This is a genomic window from Actinoplanes sp. NPDC026670, assembly GCF_040638175.1.
Lineage (GTDB): Bacteria > Actinomycetota > Actinomycetes > Mycobacteriales > Micromonosporaceae > Actinoplanes.
Genome location: NZ_JBEZXU010000081.1, coordinates 1 through 15,951 on the forward strand (window position 1 = coordinate 1; position 15,951 = coordinate 15,951).

Sequence of the window (15,951 nt, forward strand, 5' to 3'; positions counted from 1 at the left end):
CGCAGGCGTTGCGCCAGTTCGAGCAGATGTCGGTCCGGCATACCGACCGTCGTACGGTCAGCAGCCAGCCGGTCGCCGCGGCCACCCTCGACGTGGAGCGGATCGGTCAGGCGACGAACTCGCTGCTGGTGGCGCCCAGGATCGCGGCGCTGTCGGCGACCACGACGCGGTAGGTCTGGCCGGGCATCAGGCGGGTGATCATCGCCTTGGCGGGCGAGTTCGGCGCGGTGTAGGCGCCGACGGCACGCCAGGCGCCGTTGATCTTCTGCTGGATCTCGGCCGGGCGGCCGATCGCGCCGGTCAGGGTCACCTGGACCTGCCCGAAGCCGGCCTTGGCCACGGTGACCGCGGCCCGGACCTGGTAGCCGACCGGCGCCGAGGTGACCGTGTCAGCCTTGACGACGACCTGGTAGGACGCCTTGGCGGAACGGTCGACCCGGACCTGGCCGAGGTCGTCGGTGCTGGTCTCGGTGCACTGCCGCGCGGCGCCGGTCTCGGTCACGCAGACCGACACGGCCTTGCGGGACCACGCCTGCTCGCCGGACTTGACGGTGAAGGTGGTGACGGTCGTGGTGCCGTAGATGACGTTCCCACCGGTGGTGTCCGCGGTGATCACCGGCGCGCCCTTGACCGGGGCGGTGGTGACCGGCGGGGTGGTCGGCGCCTTGGTAGGCGGCGTGGTCGGGGCCTTGGTGGCCGGCGGGGTGGTCGGCGCCTTGGTGGCCGGCGGCGTGGTCGGGGCCTTGGTCGCCGGGGTCAGCAGGTTCAGGGCGGCGAGCGCGTCGACGCGGCCGTTGCCGAAGTCGTTGTCGAACCCGGCCGGGCCGAGGTCCACGGCCGACTTCTCCAGGGTGGCCTCGATCTGGTCCGGGGTGAGCGAGCTCTGGTAGCTCTTCAGCAGCGCGGCGAGGGCAGCGACGTGCGGCGACGCCATCGAGGTGCCGCTCATGGTCTTGTACTGGCCGTTCGGGGCGAGGCTGAGGATGTCGGTGCCGGGCGCGGCGACGTCGACGTAGTTGCCGGCGTTCGAGTAGACGCCGACCCGGTCGTTCGAGTCGGTCGCGGCCACACCGATGACACCGGCGTCAGCGGCCGGGTACGACGTGGGGCTGCCCTGCTCACGGCTGTTGCCGACGGCGGCCACGACGGTGACGCCCTTGCTGCGGGCGTACTTGATCGCGTTGCTCACCGCAGCGACCTGCTGGGTGCCACCCAGCGACATGTTGATCACCTGGGCGCCGTGGTCGACCGCCCACGTGATGCCCTCGGCGGTGTCCGACATGTTGCCGCTGCCGTCGTCGCCGAGCACCTTCACCGGCATGATCTTGACGTCCGGGGCGACGCCGGAGACACCCGTGGCGTTACCGGTGACGGCGGCGATGGTGCCCGCCACGTGGGTGCCGTGCCCGTGCCGGTCGGTGGTGGCGCCAGCCTGGTCGGTGGTGGCGTCGAAGCCGCTGACCATGTTGGCGGCCAGGTCCGGGTGGGTGCCGTCGACACCGCTGTCGATCACGGCGACGACCACGCCGGCGCCAGTCGACTTCTGCCACGCCTCAGTCGTGTGGATCTTCGGGATGTCCCACTGCTTGGCACGGTAGGTGTCCGTGCCGGACGGGGCGCCCAGGGCGTACACCTTGGCGTCCATCTCCACACCGACCGCGCCGTCCGCGTTCTGCGCCGCCTCGACCAGCTTGATCGCGGAGGCCTTGTCGGTCGCCTCCTTGACCGTGACGACCGGGCGGCCGTCCTCGTCGATCGTCGTCGACACGATCCGGGCCGGCTGGGCCTCGGTGACCGTCGCCGGAACAATCCGCTCCGGTGCCGCGGTCAGCCCGTAGCTGACCGGGGCCCAGTCCGCCGACCCGCCCGGAAGGGCGAGGGCACCGACCGCGGCGAGCGCACCAGCAGCGACGGCACCGAAGGCGAACTTACGGATCTGGACGTTCTTCAAAACGGTTCCTCTTCCCCTCGAACAACTGGACTGACATCAGATTCGAGGGGAAGAGTTGTCACCGCCGGTGCCGGCCCGTTGCCGGTCGGGAGCAGCGTCTCAGGCCAGCACCGTCCCGCTCGTCGCGCCGAGGACGGCTGCGGTGTCCGGCACCAGAACCCGGTATCGCTGGCCGCTGACCAGGCCGGTCACCGAGACCCGGGCGACCGCGTCGTAGCTGGCGACGGTGATCCAGTCCCGCGCGACCGTGTTGTAGATCTGGATCTGCGCGCGCTGGCCGGCCACCCCGGTGATGGTCACCGTCATCATTCCCCGGCCGGACAGGCTCGCCGCCACCTTGGCCCGGACCGTGTACGTCGTGACCGGTGACGTAGCAGCCGTGGTCGTCTCGGTCTCGGCCGTCTTCACGAACACCTGGAAGCCGGCCGTGGCGGCGCGGGACACCACTACGGTTCCGCTGATGCTGGTCTTGGTGTCGGTGCAGGAGAAGCCAGCGCCCGCCTCGGCGATGCAGACCGACGCCGGCTTGTTCGCCCACGGGCTGCCCGACACGCGGACGGTGAACGTGGTGGCGGTGGCGGCGCCGTAGGCCACCTCACGGGTGGCGACGTTCGAGGTGATCAGGGGGTTGAGCTTCGGCTTGGGCGGGGCGGTGGTGGTCGGGCTGGCCGTCGGGGTCGTGGTCGGGCTCACCGTCGGCGCGCTGGTCGGCGGGGTCGTGGGGGCGGTGGTCGGGGCGGTCGTCGGCGGAGTGGTCGGGGCAGTGGTGGGAGCGGTCGTCGGGGCGGTCGTGGGCGGGGTGGTCGGCGCGGTCGTCGGGGGTGCGACCGTGGCGAGGGCGGCCACGGCGTCGATGCGGCCGTTGCCGAAGTCGTTGTCGAAGCCACTGCCGCCCAGGTCGACGGCCGACTTCTCCAGGGCGGCCTCGATCTGGTCCGGGGTCAGCGAGCTCTTGTAGCCCTTGAGCAGCGCGGCGACCGCCGCGACGTGCGGGGACGCCATCGAGGTGCCGTTCAGGGAGGCGTACGAGCCCTTGTAGGTGCTGATGATGCCGCTGCCGGGCGCGGCCACGTCGACGTAGCTGCCGGCGTTCGAGTAGGAGGCGACCCGGTCGGCCGAGTCGGTCGCGGCGACCGCGATCACCCCGGCGTCGGCGCCCGGGTACGAGGTCGGGCTTCCGGACGCACGCTCGTTGCCCGCCGCCGCCACCACGGTCACACCCTTGCTCCGGGCGTACGCGATGGCGTTGCTCACCGCCGCGACCTTGCTCGTCGAGCCGAGCGACATGTTGATCACCTGGGCGCCGTTGTCGGCGGCCCAGACGATGCCCTCGGCGGTGTCCGACATGGTGCCGCTGCCACTGTCGCTGAGCACCTTGACCGGCAGGATCTTCACATCCGGGGCGACACCCGACACCCCGACGCCGTTGCCGGTCACCGCAGCGATCGTGCCCGCCACATGGGTGCCGTGCCCGTTGCCGTCAGAGCCGGCCGCGACCCGGTTCGCGATCGCGTCGTACCCCTGGAGGACGTTGCCCTTGAGGTCCGGATGCGCGGAGTCGACCCCGGTGTCGATCACCGCGACGACGACCCCGCTGCCTGTCGACTTCTGCCAGGCGTCAGCCACCCGGATCTTCGAAAAATCCCACTGCTGAGACCGATAAGGATCAGATCCCGACGGTACGCCGAGCGCGTGCACAGGAGCATCCATCTCGACGCTGACCGCGCCGTCCGCCTGCTGCGCCGCCTCGACCAGCTTCTTCGCCGACGCCTTGTCGGTGGCCTCCTTGACGGTGACGACCGGCCGCCCGTCCTCGTCGATCGTGGTACTGACCACCCGGGCCGGCTGCGCCTTGCTGACCGTGGCCGGCAGGATCTCCTCGGCGCTCTGCGTCAGCCCGTAGGTGACCGGCGCCCAGTCCGAGCTCCCGGTGGGCAGCGCATAGACGCCGACGGCGGCGAGCGCGCCCGCCGTCACCGCCCCGGCGGCGTACTTGAGCAGCTGAACCTTCATCTTCGAAGCCCCTCCCGTTGCGGTCGGGAAGGAGCATCGGCGGCCCGTTGCGGGCGCTCATTCTTTTGTCAGTTGCAGTCGGGTAGTAGCGATCCGTCAGTACGGCCCGACGGTGAAGGTGGCGCCGCTGCTGATGATCGTCGGGTCCGCGGCCGGCCCGGCCGTGGGATCGCCGCTGGCCACCACGGTCAGGATGTAGGCGCCCTCAGCGATCGTCGTGTCCGGCAGTACCGAACTGTCGACCGCGCTCAGCCGGGCGGCCGCCAGGTCCAGCGTGCAGATCAGCTCGTTGTCGCTGATCACGACCACCACCGAGCATTCCGCCACGCCACGGTTGGCCGCCGCGTCGTAGGCGTCCTTCACCAGGAAGACATGGGCGTGACCGTCGGCCGGTGATCCGGAGGTGAAGTCGAGCGCTTCGAAGCCGGCGCCTAGGACGTCGATGTCCACGCTGCCGCCGACCGGCCCGGTGTTGGGCGTGATGGTGATGCTGTTGCTGTAGCTGAACGGGATCGGCGCGTCGGGTGTGCTGTCGTCACCGTCCTGGGCCAGGCCGTTGTCGTCCGGATCGAGGCTGCTCACCGAGCCGCCCGGCGCGGTGACGACCAGCGCCAGACCGGTGTCCGCGGCTCGCGGCCCGGTCGTCGCGGTGAAACTGTTCCCGTTCGCCGCGACCTTGATCCCGGTGAGGTCCGCTCCGCCGATCGAGGCGCTGAGCCCGGTGACGACGGTGCTGAAACCGGAGCCGTTCACGGTGATCGACTGACCGCCGCCGGCCGGGCTGCCGGCCGGGATGATCGACGTGATCACCGGGCGGGGCGCCACCGTGTAGACGGCCGTGGCAAGCAGCGTGCTGTCCGTGGTCGAGTCGGTGTCGTAGACGCAGACGTTCCACCGCGAGGAGTCCTGCCCGTCCAGGAGCACCAGTCCGTCCGGGTTGACCGTGCTCGGGTCGCCGTTCCCGTCCAGTTCCGGATAGGCGCCAGCGGGCACCTCGAAGGCGATCTTGCCGGCGGTGAGCCGCTTCACCGTGTCCGGCCGGACGATCAGCACCCCCGCGGTGGTGGCCGTCCCGGACGCGGTGATCTGAGCGACCTCCTGCGCGGTGGCGCGGCACGAGGTGGAGCCCGCCCCCACGAACTGGAACTGAACCACCGGAACGGTGCCCGCCGGAAACGGCCCGTCCGCTGCCGTGGTGCCCGTGATCATGACGCCGCCGCCGCTCGGGCCGGTGGCGCTGCTCAACGTCAGAACCGGCTCGGCCGCCGCAGCCGGGGCACTCGTGCCGGCCGCGGTGATGACGGTTGCGGCAACGGCGGCGAGAACGGCCCGGCCGACGAATTCGGACATCATCCAGCCCTTCGCGATCAGGTCACTCCGCGGCTTCCCGCAACATCTCCAATTGATCGGCGATGATGGGTGTGGCCTTCTCGGCCAACTCGCTCACCGCCGGATCGCTGCCTTTGGCGACCTGCCCGGAAAACAACTTCTGAGTCTCCTGGTGAGCGGTCACCTGGGTCGAAATGAAGTACGCATCGAATGCCCCGGCCGCGGTCGCCTCGTAGCGGGCGGTCAGTTCCTGCTGCTCGGAGTTGGGTTCGAGCGGGAGGTCGATATGGAGCGTGCGGGCCGCCTGCGAGAGCGCGGCATCCATGTGGATGTGGTTACGCATGAGGGTCGCCGCCACATTTTTGACCACCGGGTCGGTCGTCTTCTTCCATGCAACCTGACCTGCGGCTATCTCTGCGAGATTCACCTGATGCGCCTGCTTCATGAAGGCGATGTCGTGAGCGGAAGGCTCGGCCGCCTGCGCGGGAATACCGACCAACATCATCGGGAGGGCCAGTCCGATAACCAAACCGATACGGCGAATGTTCACAACAATCTCTCCTTTTCAAGTCAGACCGAGCCTACCGAAAAAGCCGCGCTCCCTAATGCGGATCGCAATTCCGCCGACCTCGACCCCGTCGTTTCACCCACGATTCTCAGTGATCACTCATGAAACTCTCAGGTGATTCTGGCTGGTTTTGCCCCGGGTTATCCGGACTGTTGGGACTATTGGGTTTCGAGGTCCGCCGACCCGACTTCGGCGGACAGCCAGCCGAAACTAAGGGACTTCGATGAGTGAAGAGGTCAACCACCAGCCGGAACAAGTGCAACGACCACTGAGCCGGTCCCGATGGGGCCGCGGTCGTATCGCCGCCGGGACTGCCGGGCTAGCCGCACTCCTCGGCGTCGGTGCCTACGTCATCACCGGCCAGATCGTCGCCGATGACGAACAGACCCAGGTTGCGCAAGAGATCCGGCGGATCGGCCCGGCCGGAACCGGGTCTGCGACACCGTCCGCCTCCAGTGCGCCACAGGCCTCCGAGTCGGCCACCGGCACCTCCGCCTCACCGACAGCGTCACCCACGCCGGTGCCGTCCGAGGTCGTCGAGGAGATCAAGGAAGCACGCCGAAAGATGGCCGCGGAAGGTGTGCCGGTCAAGCCTCCGGTCAAACCGAAGGTCGCCCAGGCCACCGCCGACGTCGACATCTCCGACAAGGGAACGCTCAAGGAGGGCGGCATCGTACGCATCATGTCCTCCCGCAGCGACCTCACCGGACAGCGCGAACTCGCCTATGTGGCCGGCGGCATCTTCAAGTACCGCAAGGCGTCGTGCTCGCAGACGTTCCAGTTCAGCACGAACCCGAGTCCGGCCAAGCGGGACAACTTGCTGATGTGCTGGCGGACCAGCGACGACAAGAGCGTGGTCGCGATGGTGGTCGACCCGAAGGGTCACCCCTCCCGCGAGAAGGCACTGGACGCGCTCGAGAAGAAGTGGCGCGACATGTGACCGATCGGCCACGGCACAGCGGCCCGGAGTGTGAACTCCGGGCCGCTGTTTCAGCTGTTCAGTTGAAGGTTCGGATCAGAACGAGGCGACCGTGAAGGTCGAGCCGCTCGACACGACCGAGAGCTCGTAGTTGGCCGAGTCCAGGCCGTCCGCGTCGTTCGCAATCGTGATCGTGTAGGTACCGGCCGGGACCGCGCCGCCACCCAGCGTCAGCTGGGTACCGCTGGTCGAGGCAACACTCGCGGTCAGCGAGAGCGTGCAGATGATTTCGGTGTCGCTGATCGGCAGCACGGTGTTGCAGTAGCTGATCGGCTTCACCGCGTAGGCCGTGAGGTTGGTGAAGGACTGTGCGTTCCAGGTGTTGTCGGTGAGCAGCACCAGGGACTTGCCGGCGGTGGGCACTGCGCTGGCGGCCACGTTCTCGAAGGACAGTGCGTCGAAGCCGGCACCGGTGATGTCCAGGACCGGGTTCGCGGTGTTGGCCGCCGTGTTGGGCGTGACGGTGATGCCGTAGTTGTAGGTGTACGGCTGGTTGGCGGTCGAGTCGGAACCGGCCGCCGTGGTCACCTTCAGGTCCACCGCGCCCGCAGCATGCGAAGTGGTGGTACCGGTGAAGGTCGAGGTGCTCTTCACCACAATGTTCTCGATCGCGCTGCCACCGAGCGAGGCCGTGATCAGCGCACCGGTGGCGGTCGGGATACCCTCCAGGCCAGAGACGGTGATGGCAGAGCCACCTTGCGCCGGGCCAGCCGCGGTGTTGCCCGCGGCGCCGGAACCGACTGCGAACTGCGCGCCGCTGACCTCAAGGTTGGCAGCCACGTTGTAGATGCCCGGCGCCGAGACTAGGGCCGAGGCCGCCGTGCTGCTGGCGTAGATGCAGATGTTCCACGGGGTGGCGACGTCGCCGCCGTTGACGAGCACGACGTCGGCCGGGATGGTGACGGCAACCTTCGCGTTCGAGATCTTCGTCAGAACGGCCTCGTACGGCTCGAGGAACGTGGTGTTACCCAGGTTCGCGGCCAGCGGACGGGTGTTCGGGCAGCTGTTCCGACTGACGATCGCGTCCGGCGTGCCAGTGAAGGCGGTGCTACCGGTCGGGGCGGACACCGTGACGGTGTTCTCCTGACTCGAACTGCCGGCGTTCGGCTTCACCGTCACCGCGGGCAGCGTCTTGTCGAAGGCGGTAAACGAGGTCGTCCCTCGGCCGTTCAGAGCGCTCGTCCCGGCCGTCGTTCCGGCGTAGGTACAGATGAGGTAGGACGTTCCAACCACCACGGTCGGCACTGTGATGGTGAGGACCGAGGTCGACGTCTTCACCGTGGCGGCAACAAGCACCGAGCTACTGGCCGCGGTGTAGGTGTTCGGGCAGGCAGTCACACCCGAGACGAACTGGGACGCGTAGGTCGAGGCGCTCCACGCGGCGGACGGCGAGGTCAGGGTGACCTTTTCGGCGGCCTGGCCGGTCGTCGCGCTCGGCACACCGAAGTTCACCGCAGTCACCGTCGTCGTGCCGGAACTGGCGAGCGTGTCGGTCGCGGCCGCGGCGTTGGCACCCGTGCCCTGGTAGAAGCATGGCTTGTAGGTGGTGCCGGCAGTCAGTGCCGGGGTGAGGATCCAGGACACCGAGGCCGAGAGGTCCTCGAGTGCTCCGGCCACCTCAACGACGCCGGTACCCGAGTCGTCGTAGTCGGTCGGGCAGGTCCCGGTGCTGGTGACGAAGCGAACGCCGTAGCCGTCGGCGGTGCCACTCCAGCCGGAGACATAGAGGACAGTACCGCCAGCGGCGGCGACCTGGCTCGTGTTGAGCACCAGGTTGGCAGCGGCCGCGGCCGGAAGGCCGGAGGCGGCCAGTGCCGCGGCGGTGGCCACCGCCGCGGTCGCTCCGGCCGCGAAGGGCCGGATGCGGGATCGAGCTTGGGACTTGCGCATGCGAGGTCCTCCTACGGTCTTACAACCGCATTCTCTGGATTGGGTGGGCCCGCGCGCACTGCAGACGGCGGGCCGTCTCAACCGGAAGCGTAACGCGCTAAAAACGAGGAATTGTCGGAATGGCGAAGTTGCTTCTACAAGCCCCTGACCAGCAAGAACTGTTCCCGGAAAGTCAGTCCAAGACATAAAGGTGGGCGGTTCGAGGCTGTCGCCCCGAACCGCCCGCACTATCATTCAGAAGACTCGCACTAGGAAGCTGCGACGGTGAACGAGGAGTTCGCCGACACGGTGCTCTGGCTGTATGTCGGCAGGGTTGTGTCAACACCCGTCGTGCCGTTGGTGACGAACGTGAGCGTGTACGCCCCGGCCGGCACACCGACCGGCTCGTAGAGCTTCACGGTGGTTCCTGTTTGAACGGTCACACCTGTACCCGACGACAGGGTGGCAGTCGTGCTGGTGGGAACCGCCACGATCGTACGCCCAGCCGGGATACCCGCGGTCGCGTCGACGACACGCCCGATGTCAGCGCTGGTGAAGGTGGCGCCACCGGTTGCGGTGATGGTCGCAGAACCGTTTGTGGTGTCGACCGCACTCGAGATGGTCCTCGACGCTGTCTGCCCGACGGTCACGGTGGCGTCGGTGTCAGCCTGTGCCGCCTGCACCGAGATGATCGCCTGGGTCTGGGAAATGACATCGACGATTACCGAGCCACTGGGAATCTGGCCGTCCGTGCCGGTGGCCGGGGTCTGCGTGATCGGCTTACCGATGTCGTCGGCGGTGAAGAAGTTGCCCGAAGCCGTGATTAGCCTGCTGCCCTGAACCGTGGTGATGGTCGGGACGGACAGCCGGCCGACGGCGATCTGCGGCGCGACGTCGCCAGCTGCGTTCAGCCGCTGGTCGAGACGCAGGGTACAGATCAGCTCGTTGTCGCTGAGCGGCAGAACATCGGTGCACTCCGACACCGGACCGTTGATCTTGTTCACCCCGTCGGAATTCGGGTTGTAGGTGCCCTTGACGAGGTAGATGTGAGCGTCACCTGTTGTGGCGTTGAAGGTGGTAGAGAGGAAACCGATGCCCTTGACGGCGACCGTCACGCTCTTCATGTCCGTGGAAGCCATGTTCGGGGCGACCGCAATGCTGTTGAGGAACGAGTAGGCGTTCGACAGCGACTTTACGCCAGCCGGCCCGGCCACGACGAGCGAGACGTTGCGCTCGACGCCGTGCATCGGTGTGCGGGCGGTGAAGGTGGTGTCGTTCACCGGTGTGATGTCCGTAAGCGGCAGGCCACCCAGCGTGGCCGTGAGGGAACCCGGCGAGGTCGGGAACCCTGTGCCACTGACCGTGATCATCGAGCCGCCGAGAGCAGATCCTGCCGACGGCGCGACCGAGGTCAGCGTGTGCACGACCGACGACGTATAGGGCGCTGAGGCGATCATCAGGCTTTGGCCCGCGGTCGTACCGTTGTAGACGCACATCTGGAACGGCGTCGGCACGGCCGGCGCCCCCGAGGCTAGCGCAGGTACGGTGACGGCGAGCCGGTTGTCGGCAGCCTTACGGGTCTTGCCGGCGAGCGGGTGATTGATCGTGTAGTTGTTCGAGGCCGTGAGCGTACGCGGGCACCGCTCGGACGAGTTGAACGTAACGCTCGGCGTTCCGACACCGAGCAGGAAGTTCGTGTTCGAGTCCATCGAGATGCCGTTGCCGCCGCCCCAAGGTCCGACCGTACTGCTCAGCGTCACCTGCGGCAGAGTCACACCATAGGTCGCGGCTCCTGCACCGACCAGCGTGGCGCTGGTCCCTCCCGTGTGAGAGTAGAAGCAGGCGACATAGGTCGTGCTAGGACCGGTACCGACCACCCCCGCCGGAACGTTGGCGCTCGCCGTGGTGGTTGTGGGGCGAGTGAGAGCCGAGGCCAGATTGCCCGGCGTGCCATAGGTGGCTGGACATCCGGTGGTGGATTCGGCGAACACGAGGCCCACCGCGTTGCCGAAGAACGGACTCGCGGTCGGAGCCGTGAAGTTGATCGTGTTGCCGCCACCGCTCGGTCCGCTGGAGGCGGAGAGCGTCGCCGTCGGAACGGCGGTGAAGGTCGGCGGTGTCGAGTCGTGCAGCGCAGCGGTGGCGGCGGCGGTGCTGTTGTAGACACACACCTTCCAGGTCCGCGGTGCACCTGCGTTCAGCGTCACTCCGGCGGGCACTGTGAACTGGGCCTCATCACCGTCGATCTTGGTGCCGCTGGCTGCCACCACGGTCTGTCCGGTAACCGACGTCGTATAGGTCGGGCAGGCAGTGACACCGGAGGCGAAGTCGGTGAAGAAGAGCGCCGAAGGGGTACCGGTGTCGAAGGCGGTAGCCGAGGTCACGTCGATCTTGACAACTGTGCCCGTCGGGCCGGCGACCGGCCCGAACGCGTCCGGGACGGCGGCAAAGGCCGCAGGCGCTCCGAGGAAGACGGAAGCACCGACCGCACTGGTCGTGAGGCCGGCGCATAGCAGCCGGGCTCGACTTCGGGACTTGAACTTGCGCATGCGAGGTCCTCCTACGGTCCCCAGTGGAACCGCTCACTAAGTAGTGGGCCCGGATACCCGGTCAGCTTCACGGGCCATCTCGCGGGAAGCGTAACTATTCGGGACGGTTCGGCAGGGTAGAGTCAGAAACATACTCATATGTCAGACTTCAGCAGCTCCAGCAACTAGGCTCTACCCCTCGCCAGCCCCGCATCGGCGATCTTGTGGAGTTGCGGCACGCCCCCGTCTCGCACCACTCCACAAGATCAAGAACCGGCCGCGCAACACCGAGTGGCGAAATAGGAATTGCATCAGGTTTGGCTTGCCTAAATTGAAGGAAGTAAGCCTTGCCTAAACATTCCTGTTTTCTGAGAAATTCGCGCGGAAATGGTGTATGGGCTCGAAATAATGGTTATGTTCGGCGGGGATATCTGCAACCTGGCCGAAGGAGATCTGTCGTGACTCAGATGATGAACATGCCTCGGGTGCAGACCTGCACCGTCACCGACTGTGGGTACAACCACGACGGATGCACGGCGTTCGCGATCACTATCAGTGAGATGAACTCCGCCTGCGACACGTTCGCGGGGGCGGGGCTCTCCGGTGGCATGGGTATCGCCACCGCACAGGTGGGCGCCTGCAAGCGGGCCGACTGTACGTACAACAAAGATCTGGAGTGTCAGGCTCCGGCCATTACCGTGGGCGCCTCGGCCGACAAGGCGGACTGCCTCACCTACCAGCACGCCTGACCGTATTCGACAAACAGAGACGAGCCGAAGGCCCGCATCCCGCACCGGGATGCGGGCCTTCGCGCGCTTGACACCGGCCAGACCGCGAGCTAAGTTGCTCTCAGATCGAGTAAGACTCAACTTGAGAAATACTCACAGCGAGAAGGACGGCGCGGACGATGGATGAGGCGAGCTTCCTGGCGGGGTACGACCCGCGGGACTACCCGGCGGTCGCGGTGACCGTCGACGTGGTGGCGCTGACCATCCGGGACGGGCGGCTCTGTGTGCTGCTCGTCGAGCGTGCCGCGCAGCCCTTCGCGGGGCGGCGGGCGCTGCCCGGCGGGTTCACCCGGGAGGAGACGCTCGACGCGGCAGCCGTCCGGGAACTGGCCGAGGAGACCGGGCTGACCCCTGGCGAGGGTGACCTCGACCGGGTCCACCTGGAGCAGCTGAAGACGTATGGCAACCCGGGCCGTGACCCCCGGATGCGGGTCGTCTCGGTGGCCTACCTGGCGTTCGCGCCGAGCCTGCCCGAGCCGACCGCCGGCAGTGACGCCGCCCGCGCCTACTGGGTGCCCGTCGAGGAGGCCACCGACCTGGCCTTCGATCATGACGAGGTGCTGGCCGACGGGCTGGAGCGGGCCCGGTCGAAGCTGGAGTACACGCCGCTGGCGACCGCGTTCACCGAGCCCGAGTTCACCATCGGCGAGCTGCGGCAGGTGTATGCGGCGGTGTGGGGCGAGGAGCTGCACGCCGGCAACTTCCACCGGAAGGTGCTGTCGGTTCCCGGGTTCGTGGAGAGCACCGGGGAGACCACGACCAAGGGCGGCGAGCGGGGCGGGCCGAAGGCGAAGCTGTACCGGGCCGGAGACGCCCGGCTGCTGCACCCGGCGCTGCTCCGCCCGACCAGGGAGGACCGGGTGCGATGACGACGATGACGTTCGAGGACGCGGTGGCACGGATCAGCACCGCCCGGAGCTTCCACGAACTGACCGACACCGAAAACGGCGCCGGGAAGGCGTACCGCAGATGGGCGAAATTGATCCACCCGGACACGGTGAGCGCGCAACGGCGCGCAACCGCGACGGACGCCTTCGCGAAGCTCTCGGCTCTCTACAAGCAGAAAGACGACTGGAAAACCGAGCCGTGGGGCAGCGGCGACGTCGCCGACCTGTTCGCCGACGGCGGCCGTCTGATCAAGATCCCGCGCTCCCCCGCAGACAACGATCTGATGGAGACCGAGGCGGCCGCGCTACGCAGGTTGTGGGCCGACGGCGACCCGAAGTTCCGGCCCTACGCGCCGCGCCTGATCGAGACCTTCGTCCACGAGGACGACCAGCGGCGACGCCGGTTCGTGAACGTGCTCGAACGGCAACGCGGCATGGGCAGCCTGGCCGAGATCAAAGGCGATCTGGGGGTACGGGAAGCGGCCTGGATCTGGCGCCGGCTGCTGACCGCGCTCGGCTGGGCGCACCGCGCCGGCGTGATCCACGGGGCGGTTCTCCCCGAGCACGTGCTGATCCATCCGGGAAGGCGCGGGCTGGTTCTGGTCGACTGGTGCTATGCGGGACATCGACCAGCGGCGATAGTGAAGGCGAGGGAGGACCACTACCCGCCGGAGGTGCGCCACGACCGGACCGCTGGACCCGCCACCGACATCTACATGGCGACGGTGCTGATGACGCGGCTGATGGGGTCGCGGATGCCCGTCCAGCTGCGGCGATTCGCCGCCGGCTGCACCTATGACGCGCCGCGGATGCGGCCGCAGGACGCCTGGGCCCTGTTGGGCGAACTAGACGACATCATCCCCCCGCAGTACCGGAACTGAGGAGCAGATCATGGGAAGCGGACACTGGTCCACCGATGTCTACACGGCGGCCGCCGGCTACCGGGCCGCGTCCGGCAAGAGCGCGTTCGACTACAGCGACTCGGGCGCCCGGACCGTGCACCCCGACCTGGACCCGGACGGCGTGTTCATGCGGGAGAGCCGGGACAGCGAGGAGCACCCGTTCAGCACGCCGATCGCGGTGCTGTTCGACGTGACCGGCTCGATGGGCACCGTGCCGCGGGTGCTCCAGACCAAACTGCCGCAGCTGCTGGGCCTGCTGACCAGGAAGAACTACGCGGTCGACCCGCAGATCATGTTCGGGGCGATCGGCGACGCCACCTGTGACCGGGCACCGCTGCAGATCGGGCAGTTCGAGTCGGACAACCGGATGGACGAGGACCTGGCGCGGTTCGTCCTGGAGGGCGGCGGCGGAGGCCAGAAGCACGAGTCGTACGAGCTGGCCCTCTACTTCATGGCCCGGCACACGATCCTCGACTCGATGGTGAACCGGGGGCGGAAGGGCTACCTGTTCATCATCGGCGACGAGATGCCCTACCCGCGGGTGAAGCCGCGTGAGGTGAAGGCGGTCATCGGTGACGACCTGCCGGAGCCGATCTCGACCGAGGACATCCTGACCGAGCTCAAGCGCAAGTACGAGGTCTACTACATCCTGCCGACGGCGGCCCACCACAGCGGTGACAAGGAGGTACTGTCCCGCTGGCGCAAGCTGCTCGGCCAGAACGTCCTGGAGCTGGACGACCTGGACGCGGTGTGCGAGACGATCGCGCTGACCGTCGGTCTTGGCGAGGACGCGATCGACCTGGACGAGGGCATCGCCGACCTGACCGACGTGGGTTCGCGGGCCGGCGGTTCGGTGGGCCGGGCGCTGGCGCCGCTCCAGCGGACCACGGTGGTGCGTTCGACGTTCGAGATCGCCGGGGGCCCGGGCGGAAACCAGCGGTTGTGAACGGGCACGTGGCGGTCGTCGACCTCGGTTACGGCGACGCCGGCAAGGGCACGGTGGTCGACTACCTCTGTGCTGCGTCACCGAAGAAGGCGGTGCTGCGGTTCAACGGGGGCGCGCAGGCCGCGCACAACGTGACCACCGAGACCGGACGGCACCACACGTTCTCCCAGTTCGGGTCGGGCACGCTGCGGGACGTGCCGACCCACCTGACCCGGTTCATGGTGGTCGACCCGCTGGCCCTGGCCGGCGAGGCGGCCGTGCTCGGCAATCCGTTCCACCTGCTCACGGTGGATGGGAACGCTCTGCTCGCCACTCCGTGGCATCGCGCCGCGAACCGGCGGCGGGAGGCCCGGCGGGGTGCGGAACGGCACGGTTCGTGTGGCATGGGCGTGGGCGAGACGATGGCGTACGCCGAGCAGCATCCCGATGCTCCCCGGGTAGGTGACGTGCTCTCACCGCCGCGGCTGCGGCAACGGCTGGCGGCGGTGCGAGCATCCCTGGGTGACTGCGGCATCCCGATCGACGACGTGGTGGAGGCGTTCACGCTGTTCGGCGAGTCGGTCCGGATCGTCGGCCCGTCGTACACCGAGGAGTTGCTCGCCTCGGGGCCGTGCGTGTTCGAGGGCGCCCAGGGTGTGCTGCTGGACGAGTGGCGGGGCTGGCACCCGCACACCACGTGGTCGACGACGACGTTCGGCAACGTCTCCGCACTCTGTGCCGATTTCACCCGGCTCGGCGTGGTCCGCACCTACACCACCAGGCACGGGGCCGGCCCGTTCGTCACCGAGGACCCGTCGCTGTATCTGCCGGAGCGGCACAACGGGCGGGACCCGTGGCAGGGCGCCTTCCGGACCGGCCACTTCGACGCGGTCGCACACAGATACGCCGTGGAGGTGGCCGGCGGTGTCGACGCCCTGGCGGTCACCCACCTGGACGTCCCGGAGCGCTGCCCCGATCTGCGGATCGTCGACTCGTACCGGACCGGCGACGAGGTCTGGGACCGGATCGTACCGGGCCCGCCCCGCGATCTGGAATATCAGGAGACGCTCGGCGCCCGCCTGACCGCGACCCGTCCCGATCGCACGACTCGGCCGGACGATTGGTGCGCCGCGATCTCGTCCCGCCTGGGTGCCCCGGTGCTACTGGAGTCCTACGGACCGCTCTCCTCGGACAAGAAGCTCCGCAACTGAC

Annotated in this window: 12 protein-coding genes; 6 read left to right on the forward strand and 6 right to left on the reverse strand. The window is 68.0% G+C overall.

Going from position 1 to position 15,951, the window contains the following annotated elements:
* Positions 1 to 106: 106 nt before the first annotated feature.
* The 4 genes from AB0E94_RS45565 to AB0E94_RS45580 all read right to left on the reverse strand — a co-directional run bounded on the left by AB0E94_RS45565 (position 107) and on the right by AB0E94_RS45580 (position 5,843).
* Positions 107 to 1,951, reverse strand: coding sequence for a S8 family peptidase (locus AB0E94_RS45565; RefSeq protein WP_360340505.1), 1,845 nt, complete (start codon positions 1,949 to 1,951; stop codon positions 107 to 109).
* A 99-nt stretch (positions 1,952 to 2,050) separates the two neighbouring features.
* On the reverse strand, positions 2,051 to 3,964 hold the full coding sequence (locus AB0E94_RS45570) for a S8 family peptidase (protein WP_360340508.1): 1,914 nt from the start codon (positions 3,962 to 3,964) through the stop codon (positions 2,051 to 2,053).
* A 96-nt stretch (positions 3,965 to 4,060) separates the two neighbouring features.
* On the reverse strand, positions 4,061 to 5,314 hold the full coding sequence (locus AB0E94_RS45575) for an IPT/TIG domain-containing protein (RefSeq protein ID WP_360340511.1): 1,254 nt from the start codon (positions 5,312 to 5,314) through the stop codon (positions 4,061 to 4,063).
* A gap of 22 nt (positions 5,315 to 5,336) precedes the next feature.
* Positions 5,337 to 5,843 (reverse strand): DUF4142 domain-containing protein, encoded by a 507-nt coding sequence (locus tag AB0E94_RS45580; RefSeq protein WP_360340514.1) that lies wholly within the window; start codon positions 5,841 to 5,843, stop codon positions 5,337 to 5,339.
* A 241-nt stretch (positions 5,844 to 6,084) separates the two neighbouring features.
* Between AB0E94_RS45580 and AB0E94_RS45585 the strand changes: the two genes are divergently transcribed.
* Positions 6,085 to 6,801: a hypothetical protein gene (locus AB0E94_RS45585; protein WP_360340517.1), complete on the forward strand. Its 717-nt coding sequence runs from the start codon at positions 6,085 to 6,087 to the stop codon at positions 6,799 to 6,801.
* A 75-nt stretch (positions 6,802 to 6,876) separates the two neighbouring features.
* Here AB0E94_RS45585 and AB0E94_RS45590 read toward each other — a convergent pair whose 3' ends face one another.
* Together AB0E94_RS45590 and AB0E94_RS45595 are read right to left on the reverse strand one after the other, a co-directional pair.
* Complete coding sequence (locus AB0E94_RS45590; protein ID WP_360340520.1) at positions 6,877 to 8,916, reverse strand: hypothetical protein; 2,040 nt, start codon at positions 8,914 to 8,916, stop codon at positions 6,877 to 6,879.
* 62 nt (positions 8,917 to 8,978) lie between these two features.
* Positions 8,979 to 11,258 carry an IPT/TIG domain-containing protein gene (locus AB0E94_RS45595; protein WP_360340523.1) on the reverse strand — a complete coding sequence of 760 codons (2,280 nt, stop codon included), beginning with the start codon at positions 11,256 to 11,258 and terminating at the stop codon, positions 8,979 to 8,981.
* Between the two features lie 437 nt (positions 11,259 to 11,695).
* Between AB0E94_RS45595 and AB0E94_RS45600 the strand changes: the two genes are divergently transcribed.
* The 5 genes from AB0E94_RS45600 (at position 11,696) to AB0E94_RS45620 (ending at position 15,950) form a co-directional block, all read left to right on the forward strand.
* Positions 11,696 to 11,986, forward strand: coding sequence for a DUF1540 domain-containing protein (locus tag AB0E94_RS45600; RefSeq protein WP_360340526.1), 291 nt, complete (start codon positions 11,696 to 11,698; stop codon positions 11,984 to 11,986).
* Between the two features lie 158 nt (positions 11,987 to 12,144).
* Positions 12,145 to 12,894, forward strand: coding sequence for an NUDIX domain-containing protein (locus AB0E94_RS45605; RefSeq protein WP_360340529.1), 750 nt, complete (start codon positions 12,145 to 12,147; stop codon positions 12,892 to 12,894).
* Positions 12,891 to 13,793, forward strand: coding sequence for a molecular chaperone DnaJ (locus AB0E94_RS45610; protein ID WP_360340532.1), 903 nt, complete (start codon positions 12,891 to 12,893; stop codon positions 13,791 to 13,793). The genes AB0E94_RS45605 and AB0E94_RS45610 overlap by 4 nt, the downstream gene beginning before the upstream one ends.
* A 10-nt stretch (positions 13,794 to 13,803) precedes the next feature.
* Entirely contained in the window at positions 13,804 to 14,760 is a 957-nt protein-coding gene (locus AB0E94_RS45615) for a hypothetical protein (protein WP_360340535.1), read from the forward strand.
* Positions 14,757 to 15,950, forward strand: a complete 1,194-nt coding sequence (locus tag AB0E94_RS45620; protein ID WP_360340538.1) for an adenylosuccinate synthetase — start codon at positions 14,757 to 14,759, stop codon at positions 15,948 to 15,950. The genes AB0E94_RS45615 and AB0E94_RS45620 overlap by 4 nt, the downstream gene beginning before the upstream one ends.
* The last annotated feature ends 1 nt before the right edge of the window (position 15,951 follow it).

Coding starts and splice junctions, on each gene's coding strand:
- AB0E94_RS45570 (WP_360340508.1), bottom strand. CDS start 3,964: ATGAAGGTTCAGCTGCTCAAGTACGCCGCCGGGGCGGTGACGGCGGGC.
- AB0E94_RS45575 (WP_360340511.1), bottom strand. CDS start 5,314: ATGTCCGAATTCGTCGGCCGGGCCGTTCTCGCCGCCGTTGCCGCAACC.
- AB0E94_RS45585 (WP_360340517.1), top strand. CDS start 6,085: ATGAGTGAAGAGGTCAACCACCAGCCGGAACAAGTGCAACGACCACTG.
- AB0E94_RS45590 (WP_360340520.1), bottom strand. CDS start 8,916: ATGTCTTGGACTGACTTTCCGGGAACAGTTCTTGCTGGTCAGGGGCTT.
- AB0E94_RS45595 (WP_360340523.1), bottom strand. CDS start 11,258: ATGCGCAAGTTCAAGTCCCGAAGTCGAGCCCGGCTGCTATGCGCCGGC.
- AB0E94_RS45605 (WP_360340529.1), top strand. CDS start 12,145: ATGGATGAGGCGAGCTTCCTGGCGGGGTACGACCCGCGGGACTACCCG.
- AB0E94_RS45610 (WP_360340532.1), top strand. CDS start 12,891: ATGACGACGATGACGTTCGAGGACGCGGTGGCACGGATCAGCACCGCC.
- AB0E94_RS45615 (WP_360340535.1), top strand. CDS start 13,804: ATGGGAAGCGGACACTGGTCCACCGATGTCTACACGGCGGCCGCCGGC.